Origin of the sequence: Rhizobium rhizoryzae (assembly GCF_011046895.1) — a bacterium.
Classification (GTDB): Bacteria; Pseudomonadota; Alphaproteobacteria; order Rhizobiales; family Rhizobiaceae; genus Neorhizobium; species Neorhizobium rhizoryzae.
In genome coordinates, this window is the sequence record NZ_CP049250.1 from 1,214,240 (window position 1) to 1,233,654 (window position 19,415).

Annotated in this window: 23 protein-coding genes, 1 tRNA gene and 1 pseudogene; 10 read left to right on the top strand and 15 right to left on the bottom strand. The window is 58.5% G+C overall.

Annotated features, from left to right (window positions below):
* Positions 1-49: 49 nt before the first annotated feature.
* From G6N80_RS11900 to G6N80_RS11920, 5 genes are all read right to left on the bottom strand, one after another.
* The gene (locus G6N80_RS11900) at positions 50-625 is read right to left on the bottom strand and encodes a DUF2076 domain-containing protein (protein WP_062556199.1); all 576 of its coding nucleotides are present in this window, start codon (positions 623-625) and stop codon (positions 50-52) included.
* A 33-nt stretch (positions 626-658) separates the two neighbouring features.
* The gene (locus G6N80_RS11905) at positions 659-1,369 is read right to left on the bottom strand and encodes a Bax inhibitor-1/YccA family protein (protein ID WP_062556198.1); all 711 of its coding nucleotides are present in this window, start codon (positions 1,367-1,369) and stop codon (positions 659-661) included.
* A 29-nt stretch (positions 1,370-1,398) separates the two neighbouring features.
* On the bottom strand, positions 1,399-2,172 hold the full coding sequence (locus G6N80_RS11910; RefSeq protein ID WP_062556197.1) for an anti-sigma factor family protein: 774 nt from the start codon (positions 2,170-2,172) through the stop codon (positions 1,399-1,401).
* Positions 2,159-2,707: a sigma-70 family RNA polymerase sigma factor gene (locus G6N80_RS11915; RefSeq protein WP_062556196.1), complete on the bottom strand. Its 549-nt coding sequence runs from the start codon at positions 2,705-2,707 to the stop codon at positions 2,159-2,161. The genes G6N80_RS11910 and G6N80_RS11915 overlap by 14 nt, the downstream gene beginning before the upstream one ends.
* A 63-nt stretch (positions 2,708-2,770) precedes the next feature.
* Entirely contained in the window at positions 2,771-3,955 is a 1,185-nt protein-coding gene (locus G6N80_RS11920; protein WP_246251479.1) for a citrate synthase, read from the bottom strand.
* Positions 3,956-4,054: 99 nt separating this feature from the next.
* On the opposite strand from G6N80_RS11920, the gene G6N80_RS11925 reads away from it, so the two are divergent.
* Complete coding sequence (locus tag G6N80_RS11925; RefSeq protein ID WP_165133999.1) at positions 4,055-5,170, top strand: citrate synthase/methylcitrate synthase; 1,116 nt, start codon at positions 4,055-4,057, stop codon at positions 5,168-5,170.
* 110 nt (positions 5,171-5,280) lie between these two features.
* On the opposite strand, the gene G6N80_RS11930 is transcribed toward G6N80_RS11925, so the two are convergent.
* The 3 genes from G6N80_RS11930 to G6N80_RS11940 form a co-directional block, all read right to left on the bottom strand.
* On the bottom strand, positions 5,281-6,195 hold the full coding sequence (locus G6N80_RS11930) for a DMT family transporter (protein ID WP_165134002.1): 915 nt from the start codon (positions 6,193-6,195) through the stop codon (positions 5,281-5,283).
* Between the two features lie 125 nt (positions 6,196-6,320).
* A complete protein-coding gene (locus G6N80_RS11935; protein ID WP_165134005.1) occupies positions 6,321-6,599 on the bottom strand; it encodes an SRPBCC family protein in 279 nt (92 codons plus the stop codon).
* A complete protein-coding gene (locus G6N80_RS11940) occupies positions 6,545-7,441 on the bottom strand; it encodes an aromatic ring-hydroxylating oxygenase subunit alpha (protein ID WP_165134008.1) in 897 nt (298 codons plus the stop codon). The genes G6N80_RS11935 and G6N80_RS11940 overlap by 55 nt, the downstream gene beginning before the upstream one ends.
* 154 nt (positions 7,442-7,595) lie before the next feature.
* Here G6N80_RS11940 and G6N80_RS11945 point away from each other — a divergent pair, with 154 nt between their 5' ends.
* From G6N80_RS11945 to G6N80_RS23500, 3 genes and pseudogenes are all read left to right on the top strand, one after another.
* Positions 7,596-8,051, top strand: coding sequence for a MarR family winged helix-turn-helix transcriptional regulator (locus G6N80_RS11945; RefSeq protein ID WP_165134011.1), 456 nt, complete (start codon positions 7,596-7,598; stop codon positions 8,049-8,051).
* Positions 8,052-8,070: 19 nt separating this feature from the next.
* Positions 8,071-8,184 (top strand): annotated as a pseudogene (locus tag G6N80_RS11950) (citrate/2-methylcitrate synthase); the annotation flags it as partial.
* A 222-nt stretch (positions 8,185-8,406) separates the two neighbouring features.
* Complete coding sequence (locus G6N80_RS23500) at positions 8,407-8,529, top strand: hypothetical protein (protein WP_281360845.1); 123 nt, start codon at positions 8,407-8,409, stop codon at positions 8,527-8,529.
* 100 nt (positions 8,530-8,629) lie between these two features.
* Here G6N80_RS23500 and G6N80_RS11955 read toward each other — a convergent pair whose 3' ends face one another.
* The 6 genes from G6N80_RS11955 to G6N80_RS11980 all read right to left on the bottom strand — a co-directional run bounded on the left by G6N80_RS11955 (position 8,630) and on the right by G6N80_RS11980 (position 13,733).
* The gene (locus G6N80_RS11955) at positions 8,630-9,145 is read right to left on the bottom strand and encodes a DUF2867 domain-containing protein (protein ID WP_246251480.1); all 516 of its coding nucleotides are present in this window, start codon (positions 9,143-9,145) and stop codon (positions 8,630-8,632) included.
* 4 nt (positions 9,146-9,149) lie between these two features.
* Positions 9,150-10,007: a carboxylating nicotinate-nucleotide diphosphorylase gene (gene nadC / locus G6N80_RS11960; protein WP_165134014.1), complete on the bottom strand. Its 858-nt coding sequence runs from the start codon at positions 10,005-10,007 to the stop codon at positions 9,150-9,152.
* 14 nt (positions 10,008-10,021) lie between these two features.
* Positions 10,022-11,557, bottom strand: a complete 1,536-nt coding sequence (locus G6N80_RS11965) for an L-aspartate oxidase (protein WP_165134017.1) — start codon at positions 11,555-11,557, stop codon at positions 10,022-10,024.
* Positions 11,554-12,528 (bottom strand): quinolinate synthase NadA, encoded by a 975-nt coding sequence (gene nadA, locus G6N80_RS11970; RefSeq protein ID WP_165134020.1) that lies wholly within the window; start codon positions 12,526-12,528, stop codon positions 11,554-11,556. The genes G6N80_RS11965 and nadA overlap by 4 nt, the downstream gene beginning before the upstream one ends.
* A gap of 67 nt (positions 12,529-12,595) precedes the next feature.
* Positions 12,596-13,528, bottom strand: coding sequence for an NUDIX hydrolase (locus tag G6N80_RS11975; protein ID WP_062556189.1), 933 nt, complete (start codon positions 13,526-13,528; stop codon positions 12,596-12,598).
* 130 nt (positions 13,529-13,658) lie between these two features.
* Positions 13,659-13,733 (bottom strand) — tRNA-Gly (locus G6N80_RS11980).
* Between the two features lie 391 nt (positions 13,734-14,124).
* Between G6N80_RS11980 and G6N80_RS11985 the strand changes: the two genes are divergently transcribed.
* The 4 genes from G6N80_RS11985 (at position 14,125) to G6N80_RS12000 (ending at position 16,649) form a co-directional block, all read left to right on the top strand.
* Complete coding sequence (locus G6N80_RS11985) at positions 14,125-14,649, top strand: prolyl-tRNA synthetase associated domain-containing protein (protein WP_062556188.1); 525 nt, start codon at positions 14,125-14,127, stop codon at positions 14,647-14,649.
* Positions 14,650-14,704: 55 nt separating this feature from the next.
* The gene (gene trxA / locus G6N80_RS11990; protein ID WP_165134023.1) at positions 14,705-15,688 is read left to right on the top strand and encodes a thioredoxin; all 984 of its coding nucleotides are present in this window, start codon (positions 14,705-14,707) and stop codon (positions 15,686-15,688) included.
* A 93-nt stretch (positions 15,689-15,781) separates the two neighbouring features.
* On the top strand, positions 15,782-16,444 hold the full coding sequence (locus G6N80_RS11995) for an LON peptidase substrate-binding domain-containing protein (protein WP_062556186.1): 663 nt from the start codon (positions 15,782-15,784) through the stop codon (positions 16,442-16,444).
* A 16-nt stretch (positions 16,445-16,460) separates the two neighbouring features.
* Positions 16,461-16,649, top strand: coding sequence for a Trm112 family protein (locus tag G6N80_RS12000; protein ID WP_062556185.1), 189 nt, complete (start codon positions 16,461-16,463; stop codon positions 16,647-16,649).
* Positions 16,650-16,664: 15 nt separating this feature from the next.
* On the opposite strand, the gene G6N80_RS12005 is transcribed toward G6N80_RS12000, so the two are convergent.
* On the bottom strand, positions 16,665-17,879 hold the full coding sequence (locus tag G6N80_RS12005; RefSeq protein WP_165134026.1) for a ubiquinone biosynthesis hydroxylase: 1,215 nt from the start codon (positions 17,877-17,879) through the stop codon (positions 16,665-16,667).
* A gap of 86 nt (positions 17,880-17,965) precedes the next feature.
* On the opposite strand from G6N80_RS12005, the gene tesB reads away from it, so the two are divergent.
* Together tesB and G6N80_RS12015 are read left to right on the top strand one after the other, a co-directional pair.
* Positions 17,966-18,850: an acyl-CoA thioesterase II gene (gene tesB / locus G6N80_RS12010; protein ID WP_062556183.1), complete on the top strand. Its 885-nt coding sequence runs from the start codon at positions 17,966-17,968 to the stop codon at positions 18,848-18,850.
* 212 nt (positions 18,851-19,062) lie between these two features.
* Complete coding sequence (locus tag G6N80_RS12015) at positions 19,063-19,413, top strand: P-II family nitrogen regulator (protein WP_062556182.1); 351 nt, start codon at positions 19,063-19,065, stop codon at positions 19,411-19,413.
* Positions 19,414-19,415: the final 2 nt, after the last annotated feature.

Below are 19,415 nucleotides of genomic sequence, written 5' to 3' on the forward strand. Positions count from 1 at the left end.
ACCTTTCAGTCCGGGCAAGTTCAAGTCCGTCTATCAAGAGGGATAGAAATCAGAACTGCATGTCTTCTTCCATGCCTGCATCATCTGCCGGTTCCTCGGCGGGAGTTTCGGCTGCCTGCGCCTCGTCGCCGCCAATCATGCCTGCAATGGCGTTACCCAGAAGCACACCGCCAGCCACGCCCATGGCTGTCTGTGCCGCACCGGCGAGGAAGCCGCCGCCACGGGCCGGTTGCGCGTGACCAAAGCCCTGCTGCTGGCCGCCCCATGGGTTGCCGGGGTTGCGGGGGCCAGCCTGCATTCCACCAGGCATCATGCCTTGATTTGATGCTTGCGGTGCAGGGCGTGCGGGCTGCGAACTGCCGAACAGGCTGGAGAAGAAGCCGCCGCCGGAGGCAGGGCGGGACGAAAGCTGGTATTCCAGCTCCTCGATCCGCCGCTGCGCCTGATCTAGCGCCTGTTCCTGCACAACGATCGTCTGCGCCATGAAATAGGGTGCTCCGGGTTGGCTGGCGATGCGATCACGAATGAAGGCATCCGCTTCCGCATCGCGTGGTCCGGACTGACTTTCCACATGGGAAAGCTTGCCGAATAAACCCTCGATCGCCTGGCGGTCGTTGTAGTCCATTGTAGAGTTCCTCCTTGAGGTTGTTTGGACTGGTTACTCTTCGCGCTGACCCGTAAGGCTCAGCAGAAGCTGGAAGATGTTGACGAAGTTCAGGTAGAGCGAGAGAGCGCCGAACACGGCAAGCTTCTGCTGGCTTTCCTGGTCGAAGTTTTCGGCATACTGCTCCTTGATGTTCTGGGTATCCCAGGCAGTCAGGCCGACGAAGACGATGATGCCGATGACGGAGACAGCAAACTGCAGCGCGCTGGAGCCGAGGAAGATGTTGACGATCGAGGCGATCATCACACCGATCAGGCCCATGATCAGGAACGAACCGAACTTTGCCAAATCACGCTTCGTCACATAGCCGTAGAGGCTGGTTGCGCCGAACATGGTGGCGGCGATGAAGAAGGTGCGTGCGATGCTGGCGCCGGTGAACACGAGGAACACGGAAGCGAGCGAAAGGCCCATGACGGCACAGAAGGCCCAGAAGGTCATTTGTGCGGCAGAGGCTGACATCGTCTGGAGCTTGAAGGAGAAGAAGAAGACGAAGGCGAGCGGGGCCAGCATCACCACCCACTTCAGCGGGCTGGAGAAGATCGGCACGTAGAGGGCAGGCGTCGTGCCGACGATGAAGGCAACGATGCCGGTGATGATGAGGCCGAGGCCCATATAGTTGTAAACGCGCAGCATGTGCTTGCGCAGTCCCTCGTCAAAGGCGGCCTGGGACTGGATGGCCGGATTGTATCCAAAACGCGGATTCATGGCTTACTCCTGTGGGTTGTTCTTCATGTTCAGTAGAGAGAGCGGGCAAGGCGCTCCGCCTCCTGGCTAAGACGCGAGGCATCCTGCCGCTCCGAAACCAGCGCATAGGCCACTTCGCCAATCTGCCAGTAGGAGGCTTGCGTGCCGCCTTCGCGGGCCTGCGCCACCTGCTGCACGGCAAAGAAGCCGGGACGCACGGCAAAGAGCGAAAGCTTCCTCTCTTCTTCATCCGTCAGCGACATCTCGACGCTCGGACCGAAGGCGGACGGGAAGATCTGTACGTCGCTGACTTTCCATTCCTTCGGGATCTGCGGGATCACGATGGCGGTCGCCGAGCGGATTTCCGCCGCATCGTAGCGCGACGAGCCTGCCTGGGAGGGCATGCTTTCCCGTAAGATCGACGTATCATGCGCCCGTATGGCCTCTTCCACGAAGGCCGGTGCAGGCGTGGAGGCCTCTACCTTGGAAATGGTCAGCGGGCCGTAATGCTGGCTCAGCATCCATCCTGCCGCCACCAGCGCCACCGTTGCCGCCATTCGCTGAAACGTGCGCAGGTAGGCACCTCGCGACAGGGCGGATTGAAGACGGCGCGCCGCCTCGCGGGTTTCGGCCCGACCATGGTTACGCCCGCTCGACAAAGCCAGGCGAAGTTCGCCACGGATCGCCAGATCCGCCATGACGCGCGCCGCCACATCCGGGTTTTCCGATAGATAGGATTCCACCTCGATCCGACGGCTGGCTGTCAGCTGGTCGTCGATATAGGCTTCGAGATCGGAACTCTGGATCGGGTCAACGGGTGTCATCGCGGCCCCCTTCAATTAGTCTCAGGTGATTGGCATCCAGCGGCTTGCGGCCGCTTTCTTCGAATTCCCGTAGACGTTGGCGTGCGCGGGAAATGCGCGACATCAGCGTGCCGACGGGAATGGATAGCGCATTGGCGGCTTCCTGGTAGGAAAGCCCTTCGATGGCCACCAGATGCAGCGCATCGCGCTGCTCTTCCGGCAAAGCAAAGAAGGCTTCCCGCAACTGCTTCAGCCGGATGGATTGATCCGGGTCCGGATGATGCGCGGTTTCCGCCACCTCGGCTGCTGCATTGTGCCGGTTGTCCGTCGAACGTTGACGGCGCAGCCGGTCGATATGCGTGTTATGAACGATGGAGAGCAGCCAGTTGCGCAGGTTGCCGCCGGTGCGAAATGTCGATTTCTTCTCGTAGGCGCGCACCAATGCATCGTGCACCAGATCTTCCGCATCGTCCGCGTTGCGAACGAGCGAACGGGCATAACGCCGAAGCGTTGCCAGCTGGTTCAGAACATCGAACGGGTTTCTCTTGTCGCTCATGCCCCAATATACGGAGCGGCAATGAAATTTATTCCGAAGCGGATGCGATTTTTTTCGCAGTGCTTACGAAATTTCCGGGCCGACATAGCGAGCGCGGGGGCGAATAAGCTTTTCATCCTGCCGCTGCTCCAGCGCATGGGCAATCCAGCCCGTCGTTCTGGCAATGGCGAAAAGCGCAAGGGCGGAACCGCGCGGAAGCCTGAGGCTGCGCCGCAAGGCGACCAGCGCCACATCACATGTGGGCAGCTGCCCTGCCGTTTCCAGCATCACCCGCAGAAGATCGTCTCTCGAAGGATCGGCAGGAAGATGCGGCAGAAGGGCTGCCGCGCGCGGATCGCCGTTCGGATAGAGCGGATGGTGGAAGGCTGGGATGCTGTCGCCTCGTCGCAGCCGTTCCTCCACCACCTGCTCCGCATTGCCCACCCGTTCCAGCTCATCGAACAGCAGTTCCACGAGGCTGGTCATGCCGCCATGCATGGGGCCGCTCAGGGCGGAAAGTCCGGCATTAAGGCAGGCACCCAACGAAGCACCCGTTGATGCCACCACGCGCACGGCAAAGGCGGAGGCATTCAACTCATGATCCGCCAGGAGAACCAGCGCCCGCCGTATCAGATCGGCCTCTTTATCTTCTACGCCCCAGTGTTCTGCGAGAAACAGATGAAGAGGTTTGATGCTTGACTGAGCATTGACGGACGCCGCCGCCACGCCGCGCAAAAGGGCGCTCGCACTGGGCCATAGGCGACGGTTATCCCGCTTCCAGGCGGTCACGCGGCCTGAATCCAGAAACGGCAGCAGCGTCTGGCAGCGTTCCGTCAGCGGAAGTGATTGCGTCAACGCCAGAAGCTCTGGTTCCCAGGCGTTCGGTTGCGCCTTGGCATCTTCGAAGGGATCGAACTCACCGCACTGCCAGAGAAGGCGAGCCACATCTTCCAGCGTGGCGGTTTCCGCCAGTTTCGCCGCATCCTGCCCGCGATAGGCCAGATGTCCATCGGTAATCCGCGTTATCGACGAGGTCAGCACCGGCAGGCCCCAATCCAACGCCTGTGCTGCTGCTTCCTTGGGTTTGCGGCCCACGCTCTTGCGCTTCTTTAGCGCCTCGATGTCATGCACGCTATAGAGCCTGCGCCGTGGGTCATCCCCCGTTCCACTCGTTTGAACAAGGCCGCGGCTGACATAGGCATAAAGCGTGGCCCGGCTGATAGCGAGTTCGGCGGCGGCGGCATCGGCAGTGATAAACTTGTCGGTCATGGTGAGATAATTCTGACATTGATTATATCGATCAAGATTGACCATATAGATGCACTGCAACATCCTCAAGGTAATTAATCTGGTTTGAGGAGTAGAGAGATGACCATCAACGCTGTTGCACAAATACTTGCAGGCCAGCCCGTTGCTGCGGGTCTGGATGATGTGGTGGCGGCGGAAACCCGCCTCAGCCATGTGGATGGGCAGGCGGGTGAGCTGATCATCAGCGGTTTTCACCTTCATCAGCTTGCCGACTGGTCCTTCGAGCAGGTGCTGGAACTCTTGTGGCGCGACCTGACCCCGGAGCCGATGGATGCAGCACAGATACGTGCGGCTCTCGGCAAGGCGCGCCTCAGGGCGCACACGCTCATGCAGCCGCTTCTGCCGGGTCTCGCCCATCTCAATGCGGTCGAGGGTTTGCGCCTTCTGCTCTCCACCCTGCCGGATGAGGAAAATATGCCGCATCATGTCATGGCGGTTGGCGCGGTGCCGGTGTTTGCAGCCGCCATTGCACGTCAGGCGGCGGGCCTCAAGCCCATCGCGCCGGATGCGTCCCTTTCCCATGCGGAAGATTTTCTCAAGCTCCTGCGTAATGAAGTACCGACGAGCGACAAGGTGAAAGCGCTCGACACCTATCTCGCCACCGTGTCGGATCACGGACTGAACGCTTCCACCTTCACGGCGCGGGTCATTGCTTCCACCAAGGCCGGAATGTTCTCGTCTGTCGTTGGCGGGCTCTGTGCTCTGAAAGGGCCTCTGCATGGCGGCGCGCCGGGGCCAGTTCTCGATATGCTGGACGCGATTGGCACGGAGAAGAACATCCGACCCTGGCTGACGGATGCGCTGGCGCGCGGCGAGAGGCTGATGGGCTTCGGGCACCGCATCTACCGCGTGCGCGATCCACGCGCTGATGTCCTGAAGGGGGCCGTCTCGAGGCTCAAGGAGGGATCAGAGCGCATCGGTTTTGCGGGCAAGGTGGAGGCGGTTGCGCTGGAACTTCTGAAGGAAAAGAAGCCGCTTCGCCCGCTGCAAACCAATGTGGAGTTTTATACGGCCCTGGTGCTGGAAGCAGTCGGCTTCCCGCGTGAAAGCTTCACCAATGTGTTTGCCGCTGGCCGTATGGCAGGCTGGACCGCCCATGTGCTGGAGCAGGAACAGACCGGCCGCCTCATTCGCCCGCAATCGCGTTACATCGGGCAAAGGGCGGGGAGCTTCTAGAGCATGGCGCGCAAAAGTGTGCCGCGGTTTTGCGGTAACGACATGCGATAAAACAGAGACTTAAAGCGCCAGAAGCGAATCTGAGAGATAGCGATGCGCCCTAGGCTTCCCTAATGTTCGTTTCGTCCGATCAGAACAGCTGTAATAATAATGCCGGCACCTAACAGCATGGTGCCGCTTGCTTGTTCTCCAAGCCACAGATAGGCACCAACGATGCCGAATATGGGCGTTAGAGTCAGATAAAGACCTGCCACGCTTGCACTCAGCACCTGGAGACCTATTAGGTAAAGCCAAAAAGGGATGGCGTATTGTATGATCCCGGAGAAGGCTGCATAGACCAGCAGGCTGATGTCGATAGGCTCTTGCGGTGGACTGACCCCGATTGACTGGGCGATCATATAGACCAGAACTGCGAAACCAAACCCTACGGTTTGTTGCGCACCTGCTAGTATGGCAGGTGGGAAATGGCCAGCTATTCGCGCCGACAAGACCACATAGCCTGCTGCAAACAGTGTTGCGAGAACAACAAGTGTATCGCCCAAAAGCATATTGTGGCCGTCGTGTTCGGAGACGGTCTCGAGGGAAACAAGGAGAAGGCCCACCATTGCCAATGCAATGCACACCGTTGTCCTCAGAGAGGATCTATGGCGAAAGAGCAGCCACCCAACTAGAACGATGAAAATTGGTTCCGCTGAGCTAATGACGGCAGAATGACCAGCCGTTGTCATGGAGAGGCCGATCAAGCCCGCGGTATAAGCGAGCCCTGGCTCCAGAATTCCTGTCAACGACGCTTTGCCCAAGGCGGGTGTCAGAAAAAGGCGTGGTTGCTCCCGCAGCGCCATCAAAGCGAGCAGCAGGATGCTTGAACCTAATTGAATGATCAGCAATCGAGGGGCGGAAAAGTGATCAAGCAGATCACGGCTCATGACTGTGGCTGAGCCCCAGCACGCTGCGGAGCCAACCATTGCCAGCGCTGCCAAGCCTTTGGTCACCCGGACGCCTTTTGTGTGAATCAAGGTACTCATTGGTCGGGTGGCCTTTGGTTGCGCCGATTGCGCGCGTGATGTGATGATTTGAACCGATTTCAGGCAAAGTATCAGTGCCGCCCCGGCGCCTGAGCGGCACATCGTCAAGTCTTGCAGCCGCACATTCAAGGAGCGATCGCTTTGACTGCTTGAGAAACCAATGTGTTGAAGTGGGCGAGGGGGGCTTCAGAAATATCGTGTCGATCAGGATGGATCACAAATATCCCCTGCTGCATTACCAGTGACTTCATGCCTCTGTGTGCTGCAACAATTAGATCATTATCCTCCTTCTCAAGTATGTTACCCTCCCAATCCATCAGTGCTTGCGCCTCCTCGTTCACATTGCCGTCTATAAAGAAATAGTCGCAGTACCCGACCGACTTCTCTGCAGTGATGGGCAGCATGTGAAAAACCAAAAGGTTCTGCTGTCCCGGGAAATGTTGAACGTTACATTGGGCCAGAGCCACCAACCGGAAAAATTCTTCTGCGAATCTTCACGCAATTCATATTGATAGGCGATGTTATCGGGGCGTCCCGCCGGTGCCTGCGTTGACAAAAAGAAATCTGATTGACGGACCCTGTATTCCCGAATGCGCATAAGATCGGCCAACGCCGGGTGTGTTGGCGAGCAGTGGTAGCATTCCAGATAGTTCTCAATCATGATCTTCCAGTTGCCATTGACTTCGGCGGTGAATCTCTTGGCAAATCGAAGGCGGCCCAGTTCCGGCAACTGCTCTTGCAGTTCTGTGAAAAAGGATCCGTATCGTTCAGTAAAACTGTTGTCGCCTGGTGATAAGCGGACAAAAACGAAGCCGTCCTTGGTGTGTGTCTCAACAGGAACTAAACTTCGATGACATTTGGGAAGCTGATCTATGTCTGAGACTCCGCGTGCAGCGCGCAGTCGACCGTCCAACGCGTAAGTCCAGGCATGATAAGGGCAGGTGAAATGAGAAGCCTTCCCAGATCCTTCAGCAAGAATGTGCCCCCTATGTACGCAAATGTTGTAAAACGCGCGAATCTCGTCATCCTGGCCACGAACCAGCAGTAGTGGCTTGTCCGCGATGTCGAAGGTGAGATAACTGCCCTTCTCCGGAAACTGAGATTGATGAGCGGCATAGATCCATTCGCGATGAAAAATTGAATTCAATTCTGCCTGATAGCGGTTTTCGGCAGAGTAATCGTTCGCCCGTAATGTGGGTGCAAATTTCACTGTCGATTCAAAATGCTCATGAAAAACATTAGTCATTATCTTTCTCCTGTTTGCGCTGCGTATCGGAAACTGTAATAAGGCAATCAATATAAATGTATTCGGAACACATATAATGGAGCGTATAAAACCGCAACTCACAAATTTGCTCGGAGCTTTGTCTCTTGCGCTTGCTGATGCGCAGCTTGAGGCCGTGAAGCAGGCTGGTGGTATTGGAACTGCCGCGTGCGCCACCCTGGTGGCACTCGGCCATTCTTGCGAATTGACGATACGCGAACTCGCCGTCATTGCTGGCCTCAGTCATTCTGTCATGGTCCGCTCGATCGAAAACCTTGCTCAAGCGGGACTGGTCGCCAAATCGCAGGGGAAGGATAAACGCGAAGTATTGACGCGATTAACACCGCAGGGGCTGGAATTGCGTACTCAGCTTCTGGATGCTCGGGCGGCACAGATCCAGAAGGCGCTAGCCGCTCTTTCGCTGCAGCAACAGATATCGCTTCATGAAGCACTTTCGGTGATGCTCGTCACGTTGACGGAGGGCAGAGATCAATCGGAGCATTTGTGCAGATTGTGTGATGAGGCTGCGTGCGGACCTGATTGCCCTGTGGAACTGTGTGTACAGCAAATGGAGAAGCCGGAAGTGGTTTGAACCGCTGTGCCGGCTGTATAAAAGCTTCACGAATGTGTTTGCCGCTGGCCGCAGGGCAGGCTGGACGGCCCATGTGCTGGAGCAGGAACAGACCGGCTGCCTCATTCGCCCGCAATCGCGCTACATCGGGTAGAGGGCGGGGAGCTTCTAATGCATGTCGCGCTCAACCGGATTCGGTTGAGCGAAACGAACATGCATTATTTCAAAGTCTTACAGCGTCGTCCGCGCGTTCAATCGAACGCGCCGCGCTGTAGGCTCCCATCGTCCTGGATTTGACATGCGTCAACATGGCCAATGTCGAAGGCTGATGTTTCGGGCTACTGCTCCGCATATTCAATAGTGCAGAGATATGCGTATGCAATCCGCTTCTGTCTGGGACTGGTTCCCTTACGTCTTCTTTCCGTTCAAGATCCTCGTTCTTGGCATCGGCATGTTCTACGCCATCAAATGGCACCACGATCAGGCGAAGAAGAAATAGCGAGTTCTAAAAAGGGATAGGCCCTCAACCATTCGCTTGCCAATCCAGCCCGATATCGAGCGTTGGGGCGCTGTGGGTGATCCAGCTGCTGAAATGAGCATCATCCAGATGTGGATCGACGCGTCAGCACTTTGGCCAAATGCATGAGGTCTCGCTTCACGATGATCTTATGCACGGGGCCCACCGGCAACATGTAAGCTCTGCCGAAGGCGTTGTGCGTGACAACCGAGGCAGTTACGCTGAGAACGCAATCCTTGATCAATAGGCAGATCATGACGTCCAAGTGGCGATCTCGGACTGTCAGGATCAGTCTATTGGGGGCTACATCCTCAACGAGAAAGAAATCCAGTCGATCGCCCGCCTGAACGGTTTCGACCTTTGAACCGGAAAAGCCGCCGATCCGTTGCACGTCGAACCTGGACGAAATCATATCCCTGACTTTGAAGGCCAGTTTCAGAATCGGCTTTGGTCCGCCTGTCGCAATGTTCCAGGCTTCAAGGGGCGTTATCGCGAAAGGCAATAGGATGGACTGGTGGTCGTAATAGTCCAGCTCACCGCTTGGCTTCAACGTTCTGATGGACGAATCAGCCTCTTGCACCATTATTCCTTGCGCCATTCCCTCACCCATTCGCCTGCCAATCCAGTCCGATATCGAGTGTCGGTGCGCTGTGGGTGATCCAGCCGACGGAGAGAAGATCGACGCCGCTTTCGGCAATGGCGCGGGCGGTGTGGGGCGTGATGCCGCCGGAGGCTTCGGTGAGTGCGCGGCCATTCACCAGCGCCACAGCTTGCGCAAGCTGCGGGGGCGTCATATTGTCGAGCAGCACGGCATCGACGCCTTCTTCCAGCACCTCGCGCAGTTGATCCAGCGTATCCACCTCGATCTCGATCTTCACCATGTGGCCTGCTGCGGCCTTGGCGCTCTGGATCGCAGCTCTCACGCCGCCTGCAATGGCGATGTGATTGTCCTTGATGAGGATTGCATCATAGAGCGCGAAGCGGTGGTTGATGCCGCCGCCAGCCCGCACCGCATATTTTTCCAGCGCCCGCAGGCCCGGTGTTGTTTTGCGCGTGCAGGCAAGCTTTGCCTTGGTGCCGGAAATCGCATCCACGATGGAGCGGGTAACGCTCGCCACGCCGGAGAGATGGCCCATGAAGTTCAGAGCCGTGCGCTCTGCCGTCAGAAGCGCATGGGATGAACCTTCGACGGTGGCAATCAGCGTGCCGGGTTCCAGCCGCTCACCGTCCTTCACATGGCTTAGCATGCGAATAGTGGGGTCGATGAGTTCGAAGGCGAGCGATGCCACATCCACGCCCGCAAGGCACCCGGCCTGACGGGCGCGAAATTCCAGCCGCGAGCGATGGCCTGCCGGTACGACGGCGGCGGAGGTAATGTCACCCGCAGCGCCCAGATCTTCCTGAAGCGCCAGACGAACAGCCGGTTCAAACACCGGGCGGGGCAGGGGGGCAAGCTGCATGGGATAACCTTATCTCAGGCGGTGAGGGAAAGCGGTGCATTTTCCACCGCCCGTGTGCGTTCGATGATTTCGGGCAGGGTCAGAAACTGGCGCGTTGGCTGCGACGAGGTTTGCGGAAAATCCGTCCGCGCATGGGCGCCGCGTGTTTCCCGCCGTTCAAGCGCGAAGGCGGCAATAGTAAGCGCCACGAGTGCCGCATCCGAACCCTGTTCCAGCGCCAGTGGCCGGAGCTGGTTGATCGCCTGCTTCAACCCCGCCTCATGCCGCAGCACGCCGAGACTGCGGGAAACCAATGCGCGAAGGCTCGCATCGGGTGGAGGCACGCGCCGGGGCTCGACTGGTTCCAGATAGGCCGGTGCCGGATGCGGCGGGGTGCGGGCGATGTCTTCAGCCGCTGCAAGCCCCATCACCGTTGCTTCAAGCAGCGAATTGCTGGCCAGCCGGTTTGCGCCATGCAGGCCGGTTGCCGCCACTTCGCCCACGGCCCACAGACCTTCCACCCTGGTTCGTCCGGCAAGATCGGTGGCCACGCCGCCCATGTGGTAGTGAACAGCGGGGCGGACGGGGATTGCCTCTCGGGCAGGATCGATGCCGGCATCCTGGCAGAGCGCGGTGATACTGGGAAAACGGGCCGCGAAGCGGTTTCCAAGGGTTGGTCGCGCATCAAGGAACACGCGCCCGCCACGGGCAATTTCCGCGCTGATGGCGCGCGCCACTACATCGCGCGGTGCAAGTTCCGCCCCCGGCACATCGGCCATGAAGCGCTCGCCCCGTTCGTTGCGCAGTTGCGCACCTTCGCCGCGCACCGCCTCGCTGATGAGGGCAAGCGGCGTGCGTGGGCTGGCAAGCGCTGTCGGGTGGAACTGCACGAATTCCATATCGGCAAGTGCGGCACCGGCGCGCGCCGCAAGCGCAATGCCCTGGCCGAAATTACCAGTCGGATTCGTCGTTGCCTCGTAAAGCCCGCCAATGCCGCCGGTTGCCAGCACCACGGCGCTGCCGAGGAGCGTTTCGGTTGAACCGCCAGCGGCAATTTCCACGCCCACAACCCGGCCTTCCGCCACCGTCAGGCGCTGCGCTTGCGCACCCGCTATTACGGTAATCGACGGTGTATCAAGCACTTGGCGTATCAAAGCGTTGACCACCGATGCGCCGGAAGCATCGCCGCTGGCATGAACAATACGGCGGCGGCAATGGGCGGCCTCGAGCCCGAGCGAGAATTCGCCATCTGACGTTCGGTCGAATTGCGCCCCCTGACGTTCCAGCCAGTGGATGGCATCGGCAGCACGGGTGAGAATGAAGCGTGCCGCCTCTTCATCCACCAGACCGTCGCCAGCGGCCAGCGTATCAGAGAGATGAAGCTCCGCGCTATCGTCAGGGCCGACGGCTGCGGCAATGCCCCCTTGCGCCCAGGCGCTGGAGGTCTGCTGCCCAAGACCTGCCTTGGTGATCAGCAGGACCTTGCGCGGTGCCAGTGCCAAGGCTGTCGTCAGGCCCGCAATGCCACTGCCGATGACGATAACCGGCAGGGCCGCGCTCGGCGTGTTCATTTCACGGCCAGCATGCGTTCAACGGCAAGGCGTGCCTTGTCGGCAACGGCCGGGTCCACGGTCACCTCATGCATGCCGGTTTCCAGCGCCTCGCGAATATTGGCAAGCGTGATGCGCTTCATGTGCGGGCAGAGATTGCAGGGGCGAATGAACTCCACATCCGGATTGTTGGCTGCCACATTGTCGCTCATGGAGCATTCGGTCAGAAGCACCACGCGCGGCGGCTTTTCTTTGGCGACATAATCCGACATCACGGCGGTCGATCCGGCAAAATCCGCTTCCAGCACCACCTCCGGCGGGCATTCCGGATGCGCCAGAACGATAACGCCCGGATGCGCATCGCGCAGGTCGCGAATATCCTGCGGGGTGAAAAGCTGGTGAACCTCGCAATGGCCCTTCCAGGCAATCAGTTCCACATGGGTTTGTCGGGCCACGTTTTGCGCCAGATATTCGTCCGGCAGCATCAGGACTTTTGGAACGCCGAGTGATTCCACCACTTCCTTGGCATTGCCGGAGGTGCAGCAGATATCCGAAGCGGCTTTAACGGCGGCAGAGGTGTTCACGTAGGTCACGACGGGAACGCCCGGATGCGCCTGCCGCAAAAGGGCGATATCTTCCGGCGTGATGGAGTCGGCCAGCGAACAGCCAGCCCGCATATCCGGGATCAGAACAGTCTTCGACGGGTTCAGCAGCTTGGCGGTTTCCGCCATGAAATGCACGCCCGCCAGAACGATGATATCGGCATCGACGTCCATGGCCTTGCGAGCCAGCGCCAGACTGTCGCCCACGATATCAGCCACGCCGTGGAAGATTTCCGGGGTCTGGTAGTTATGCGCCAGAATGACCGCGTTCTTCGTGCGCTTCAATTCGAGGATGGCTGCAACGTCGGCCTCATGCGCCATCCATTCGGCCTTGGGCATGATCCGGCTGACCCGCTCATACAGCGCAGAAACGGAAACGGGAGAATTCATGGCGACCTCCTTTATACTCGACTTGAGTATATCGCGGGCGCAGAGATATTCTCATTTGGAGTTTATGTCAATTGCGGGAGATGGGAAGTTTCGAGCCGGAAAAAGCACGCTCTTCCAGCACCGCATGGCGGTAGCGGAAAAGCTTGGCGGGGCGTCCACCGGTCTCGCTGGTCACGTCACCGGTTTCCTCAATAAGGTCCTGCGAATCAATCAGGCGGCGGAAGTTGGGTTTATGCAGGGTCAGGCCCGCCAGCGCCTCCACGGTCCGCTGCAATTGCAGCAGCGTGAAGCTTTCCGGCATGAGTTCAAAGACAACGGGGCGGTATTTGATCTTGGCACGTAGACGGGCAATGCCGGTGGCGAGAATGCGCCGATGATCGGCAAACATGGACCGGCCGGTTGCAACGAATTCTTCGCCGCCTGATTCGGCGACCAGCCCCGCCTCATACATCAGCTCGTAGCGTTGGAGCGTCAGGTCTTCGTTCCAGGCGGCGCCATGCAGCCCGAAGGCAAATTCAATACGGCGGCGGCGATGGTCTCGGCGGGAGGGGTCCCGTTCCGCCCAGCGTTGCAGGTATTCCGCGATTGCTTGCAGGGAATCAGGCGTGCCCTTGCGGTGGTCTTCCCATGGAAAATACTCGTACCAGCCGTGCCAGCCCGGTTTTCCGGCACCGGGTGCTGCCTGTTCCCGCACAAGGCCCAGATAGCTGATGGATATGGTGCGCGAGTAACCCGTGTCCTGGGTGCGGTCACGGTCTGCAAAGGTATAGAGCTGTTCGAGATAGCCAACGGGGTGGCCTGTCTGGTCGCCCACCCATTCGCGAAGTCCTGCCTGAAGGCTGCGATGTGCAAGCTCAAACGGACCGGAAGGCAGGGCGTCACCAGACCGAATCGTCATCACGCGCGGCTCATCACCAGTGACGGCGGCAAGCACGGCAATCAGCTCGGCATGGGCAAGTCCGGTCGGCACGAAAAACCTCAAGGCAAAATGAACCGCCATTTAACGGCAGCCGTCATCTTGGGTAACAAGAGAGCTTACGTTGATTACAGGTTCAGCAGTTTGGAGGAAATAGCAAAGTCTCCGCTCAGGCGGAGGTTCAATTCAATCATCTAGAAAGCTATGAGAGAATTGGAGCGGGCGAAGGGATTCGAACCCTCGACCCCAACCTTGGCAAGGTTGTGCTCTACCCCTGAGCTACACCCGCTCATCAATTCAACAGCCTGGGGTAGATCGCTAGGCCGTTGGTCGCTGTCTTGCGGCGACGAGGGCTATATGGCCCAACTGCTTTTTGAATGCAACAGGGAAATGACATCGTCGTGCGATTTTTTGTTTTTTTCTTTTAAGTAATTGAAAATAATAAGTATTTTTCGCATCAATCTGGCTGGTGCTTTTATGAAGTCACCAAATCAAGGTTTAGCCGCTCTGAGACGGCTCTCGAAGATCGTAAACTTCCTTCCTGCTATTTTGCCGGTATAGCGCCTGTCGAATGACGCTTCTGCTGATGGCGTTGCGGACGAGATGTTCTATAGTTCGGCGCAAAGCGGCAGGTTCCTCCTGCCCACGATACCCTTGAATGAGTTCGGATTGCATTTGTCATGACCACGCCCTCCCCGACCGCCGATCATCCCAAGACCGCCGAACAGCTTTTCGCCTTTCTGGATGAGCTTGGCATTCAGCACAGCACCAAGAACCATCCGCCGGTTTTCACCGTCGCCGAATCGGAAAGTCTGAGGGACGAGATTCCGGGAGGTCATACGAAGAACCTGTTCGTGAAGGACAAGAAGGACCAGTTCTTCGTCGTCACCGTGGAGGAGCGTGCGACGGTGGATCTGAAGCAGATTCACAAGATCATCGGCGCTTCCAGCCGTGTGTCCTTCGGCAGCCCGGAAAAGATGCTGGAATATCTCGGCGTGGTGCCGGGATCGGTCACCGTGTTCGGCGCCATCAACGATACGCAAAACAAGGTCACATTCGTGCTGGATGAGGGCTTGATGCAGTACGACATCATCAACGGCCACCCTCTGCGCAATGACGCGACGACCTCGATCGGGCGGGACGACCTCATTTCCTTCTTGAAGGCAACGGGTCACGATCCGCTTGTCTTGAAAGTCGCGGACTGACATACGATCTGTTCAAGCACAAGTCGCATGACACTTACCGTCTGGGGAGACATTCATGAGCGGTCCGAACAATCCGTATAGCAATGGCTATGGCAGCCAGATGACCGGAACGATGAGTTTTGGATCTTCCCCGGCGGCAACGCCTGCCGGTTCTGCGGCCGGCGGCTTCGTCAAGGACACGACGACGGCAGGCTTCACCAAGGACGTGCTGGAAGAATCTCGTCGTCAGCCAGTGCTGGTTGATTTCTGGGCGCCTTGGTGCGGTCCTTGCAAGCAGCTCGCGCCTGCGCTCGAGAAGGTGGTCAACGAAGCACAGGGCCGGGTCAAGCTGGTCAAGCTCAACATCGATGATCACCCGTCCATTCCCGGTCAGTTGGGCATTCAGTCCATCCCGGCGGTCATCGCCTTCGTGAACGGTCGTCCGATGGATGGCTTCATGGGTGCCATTCCCGAAAGCCAGATCCGTCAGTTCATCGACAAGATCGGCGGTCCCGCCGGCGCGGATGAGGCTGCAGAAATCGAATCCGTCCTCGAAGAGGCGAAGGGGCTTCTCGCCTCGGGCGATACGGATGGTGCGGCCCAGCTTTACGCGGCGGTTCTGCAGGCGGATCCGGAAAACGGCAAGGCAGTTGCCGGCATGATCGAGTGCCTTCTCAACCTTGGCCAGATGGAACGGGCGCAGCAGATGCTGGATTCGCTGCCGGAAGACATTTCCAAGCAGCCGGAGGTACAGGCCGTTTCACTGAAGCTCAACCAGATTTCCGAAGCCCGGAAGCTGGGTGATCCGCGGGCGCTGGAGCATGAGCTGTCACTCAATCCGGATCATCACGAATCGCGCATGAAGCTTGCGAAGATCCTCAACGTCCAAGGTGATCGCAACGAAGCCGCCGAGCACCTGTTCTACATCATGCGCAAGGACCGAGCCTTCGATGATGATGGCGCGCGCCGCCAGTTGCTGGAATTTTTCGAAGCTTGGGGTGTCAAGGATCCGGCGACGATTGCGGCCCGGCGCAAGCTTTCGTCTATCCTGTTTTCCTGATCGGCTTCGATATCGGTGCAAAGCCTTGTGAAAGCAGGCTTGGCGCCCCAGATAGGGTGTGGAATTTATTCGGTTCTGGAGGAAGATAGGCTCATGCATGTCGGCAACGCCAGATACGTCAAACGCGAGGATCTGCCGGAGACCATCCCGGTCTTTCCGCTGACAGGGGCGCTCTTGCTCCCCGGCGGTCAATTGCCGCTCAACGTGTTCGAGCCGCGCTATCTCGCCATGTTCGATGCGGCACTGGCGGGTAACCGCCTGATCGGCATGATCCAGCCGGTTCTCGGCGAGGGTGGCGAAGGTATTCGCCCGGCGCTTAGTTCTGTGGGTTGCATCGGGCGGATCACCTCGTTTGCAGAAACGGGCGACGGTCGCTACATCACGTCGCTGAGTGGTGTGTGTCGTTTCCGCTTGATGGAGGAGGTTGGCGAAGGCCATCCTTATCGCACCGTGCGCTTCATGCCGTTTATGAGCGACCTCTCCTCTGAAGAAGATGATTCGACCGTTGATCGCCAGGAACTCCTGCGCGTTTTCCGGGCCTATCTTGATGCCAACAAGCTTGAGGCTGATTGGGATAGTGTGGAGAGAGCCGGTAACAGGACGCTGGTAAATTCGCTGTCCATGATGTCGCCCTTCGGTCCGGCCGAAAAACAGGCTTTGCTCGAAGCGCCTGACCTCAAGACAAGGGCGGATACGCTCATCGCCATAACCGAGATCTTCCTCGCCAGCGGCGGTTCCGAGACAACGCTTCAATAATTGGCAGGTCGTCAGGATGGATGAGAAACTGGCGAAAGTTGATCCGAAGCTGCTGGATCTTCTGGTGTGTCCACTTGGAAAGTCGCGGCTCGTCTATAATCGCGAGACGAACGAACTTATCTCGGAGGCAGCAAAACTCGCCTATCCCATCCGCGACGGCATTCCCATCATGCTGGTCTCCGAGGCTCGTCGCCTCGAAGACTGAAATGGTTCGTGGGATTCAGATTGTTTCGCCCATCAGAAGGCGGGGGCTGTTTTTAGCCTTGGTGCCGGCCGCTTCCCCGATGAAATAGGACTTCAGCTTCGGCAACCGCTCGACGACGCCCAGACCGAAATCGCGGGCAATGCGGATCGGCGCAATGTCGTTGGAGAACAGGCGGTTCAGCACATCGGTCGTCACGCCCATACGGAACGTATCGAAACGACGCCACGACTGGTAGCGCTCCAGGATATGCACCGCGCCGATGTCGAGGCCCAGGCGGTCCGCCTCGACGATCGTTTCTGCAAGAGCGGCCACATCCTTGAACCCAAGGTTCAGGCCCTGTCCGGAAATCGGGTGAATGCCATGGGCTGCGTCCCCTGCCAATGCAAGGCGGGGCGCGACGAAGGCGCGCGACAGGGTGAGGCCGAGCGGGAAAGCCTTGCGTCCGCCCACCACCGTGATTGCTCCCAGCTTGTGGCCGAAGCGGCGCTGCAGTTCTTCTTCGAAAATCAGGTCGTCGGAGGCAACGAGGCGGTCGGCGTCGCCCGTGCGCTCGGTCCACACCAGCGAGGAGCGATTGCCGGTGAGCGGCAGAATGGCGAAGGGGCCGGAGGGCAGGAAATGTTCTTCTGCGCAGCCGTTATGCGGGCGCTCATGCTCGACAGTGGTCACGATGCCGGATTGGCCGTAATCCCATCGAACGGTCTTGATGTCCGCCATGTCGCGCAGCTTGGAGCGTACGCCATCGCAGGCCACGACCAGCTTGGTTTCCAGAACCTCGCCATTGGAAAGCGTCAGGTTTGCGGAATGCGGACCCGCAGCAAAGCCCGTGGCCGACACACCGTGACGGATGGTGATGCCGAGCCGTTCACAGGCGCCGCGAAGGGCGCGGACCATTTCGACGTTGGGAACCATATGGGCAAAGGGTCGGCCTTCTTCCACTTCGCCATCGAAGGTCAGGAAGACCGGACGAACGGGATCGGACGTGCGCGAATCGGTGACGATCATGCTGGTGATGGGTTGCGAGTGGGGAAGAATTTCATCCCATACGCCCAGCACTTCCAGCATGCGGGTTGCAGCGGCAATGATGGCAGAGGCGCGCTCGTCCTTCTGCCACACGCTTTCCGGCGCGGCCTCGATCACTTCGACGCTGAGATGCGGCGCCGCCTGCTTCGTGGCCACAGCAACCGAGAGGCCAACATATCCGCCGCCAACAATCAGCATATCCAGCATGGGTTCGCTCCTGCCGCACTTGAGAATGGTCTGATGGGTATATAGATCATCGAACACGCGCTTCCTACCGCTGGAGACAGTTAAAAATGCCGCAGGCAAACGAACATCTATCCCCAATCGATCAGTTGATCGAAACACTGGACCTTGAGCGGCTGGAGGAAAACCTGTTTCGGGGCGAGAGCCCGCAGATCGGCTGGCAGCGTGTCTTTGGCGGGCAGGTCATTGCCCAGGCCCTGATGGCGGCGCAGCGTACCGTCACTGCCGACAGACTGGTTCATTCGCTGCACGGTTATTTTCTGCTGCCGGGCGATCCCAAGGTGCCGATCGTCTATCAGGTCGAGCGCTTGCGCGACGGCGGCAGCTTCACCACGCGGCGCGTTACCGGCATCCAGCACGGCAAGGCCATATTCGCGATGTCTGCGTCCTTCCAGCTGGAAGAACCCGGCTACGAGCATCAGGCAACCATTCCGGACGTGAAGCAGCCAGAGCAGTTGATGTCTGAAGATGAGTTCCAGAAGATGTTCCTGGCGCATGCGCCGGAGCCTGTGAAAAAATACTGGGGCCGCAAGCGTCCGGTGGAGATCCGTCCCGTTTCGTTGGTGCATTATGTGTCGCAGGAAAAGCTGAAGCCCGAGCAGCACATCTGGGTGCGGGCGACGGGAGAAGTGCCAGATGACCGGCATTATCAGGCGGCAGTTCTTGCCTATCTCTCGGATATGACATTGCTCGATACTTCGCTCTATCCGCATGGAAGAACCATTTTCGATCCGTCCATCCAGGCGGCCAGCCTCGACCATGCCATGTGGTTCCACCGACCCTCGAAGCTCGATGACTGGCTGTTGTACACGCAGGATAGCCCCAGTTCATCCGGGGCGCGTGGCATGACGCGAGGGCAGTTGTTTACCCGTTCCGGTGAGCTGATTGCCTCGGTCGCGCAGGAAGGTCTGATTCGGAAACGAGCAACTGAATAAATTTCATGCAAAGCTGAAAATTTGCCTATTAAATGAGCGCCTATTTGGCGCTCATTTGCATTTTGCTGCCTCGAAAACGATCTTATCTTTATAATTCAATAACTTATTTTTGTGGCGAGAATCTGGCACGGCCCTTGAATGTAATAGGTCAGTCGCTGCTCACGCTTCAGCCAGCGGCCAGGAGAGTTCGGCTGCTCGCCGATTAACAAAGGATGGGAAACCACATGAAAATCGTGATGGCCATTATCAAGCCATTCAAGCTGGATGAGGTGCGCGAAGCGCTCACGGCTGTCGGCATCCAGGGCCTGACCGTAACCGAGGTGAAGGGTTACGGGCGCCAGAAGGGACATACCGAAATCTATCGTGGCACCGAATATGCCGTCAGCTTCCTGCCAAAGCTGAAAGTCGAGATCGCGGTCGCGTCCGATGTCGTCGACAAGGCGGTGGAAGCCATCGCATCGGCCGCCAAGACGGGCCAGATCGGTGACGGCAAGATCTTTGTTTACTCGATCGAGCAGGCCGTGCGCATCCGTACCGGCGAAACCAATACAGAAGCGCTTTAAGC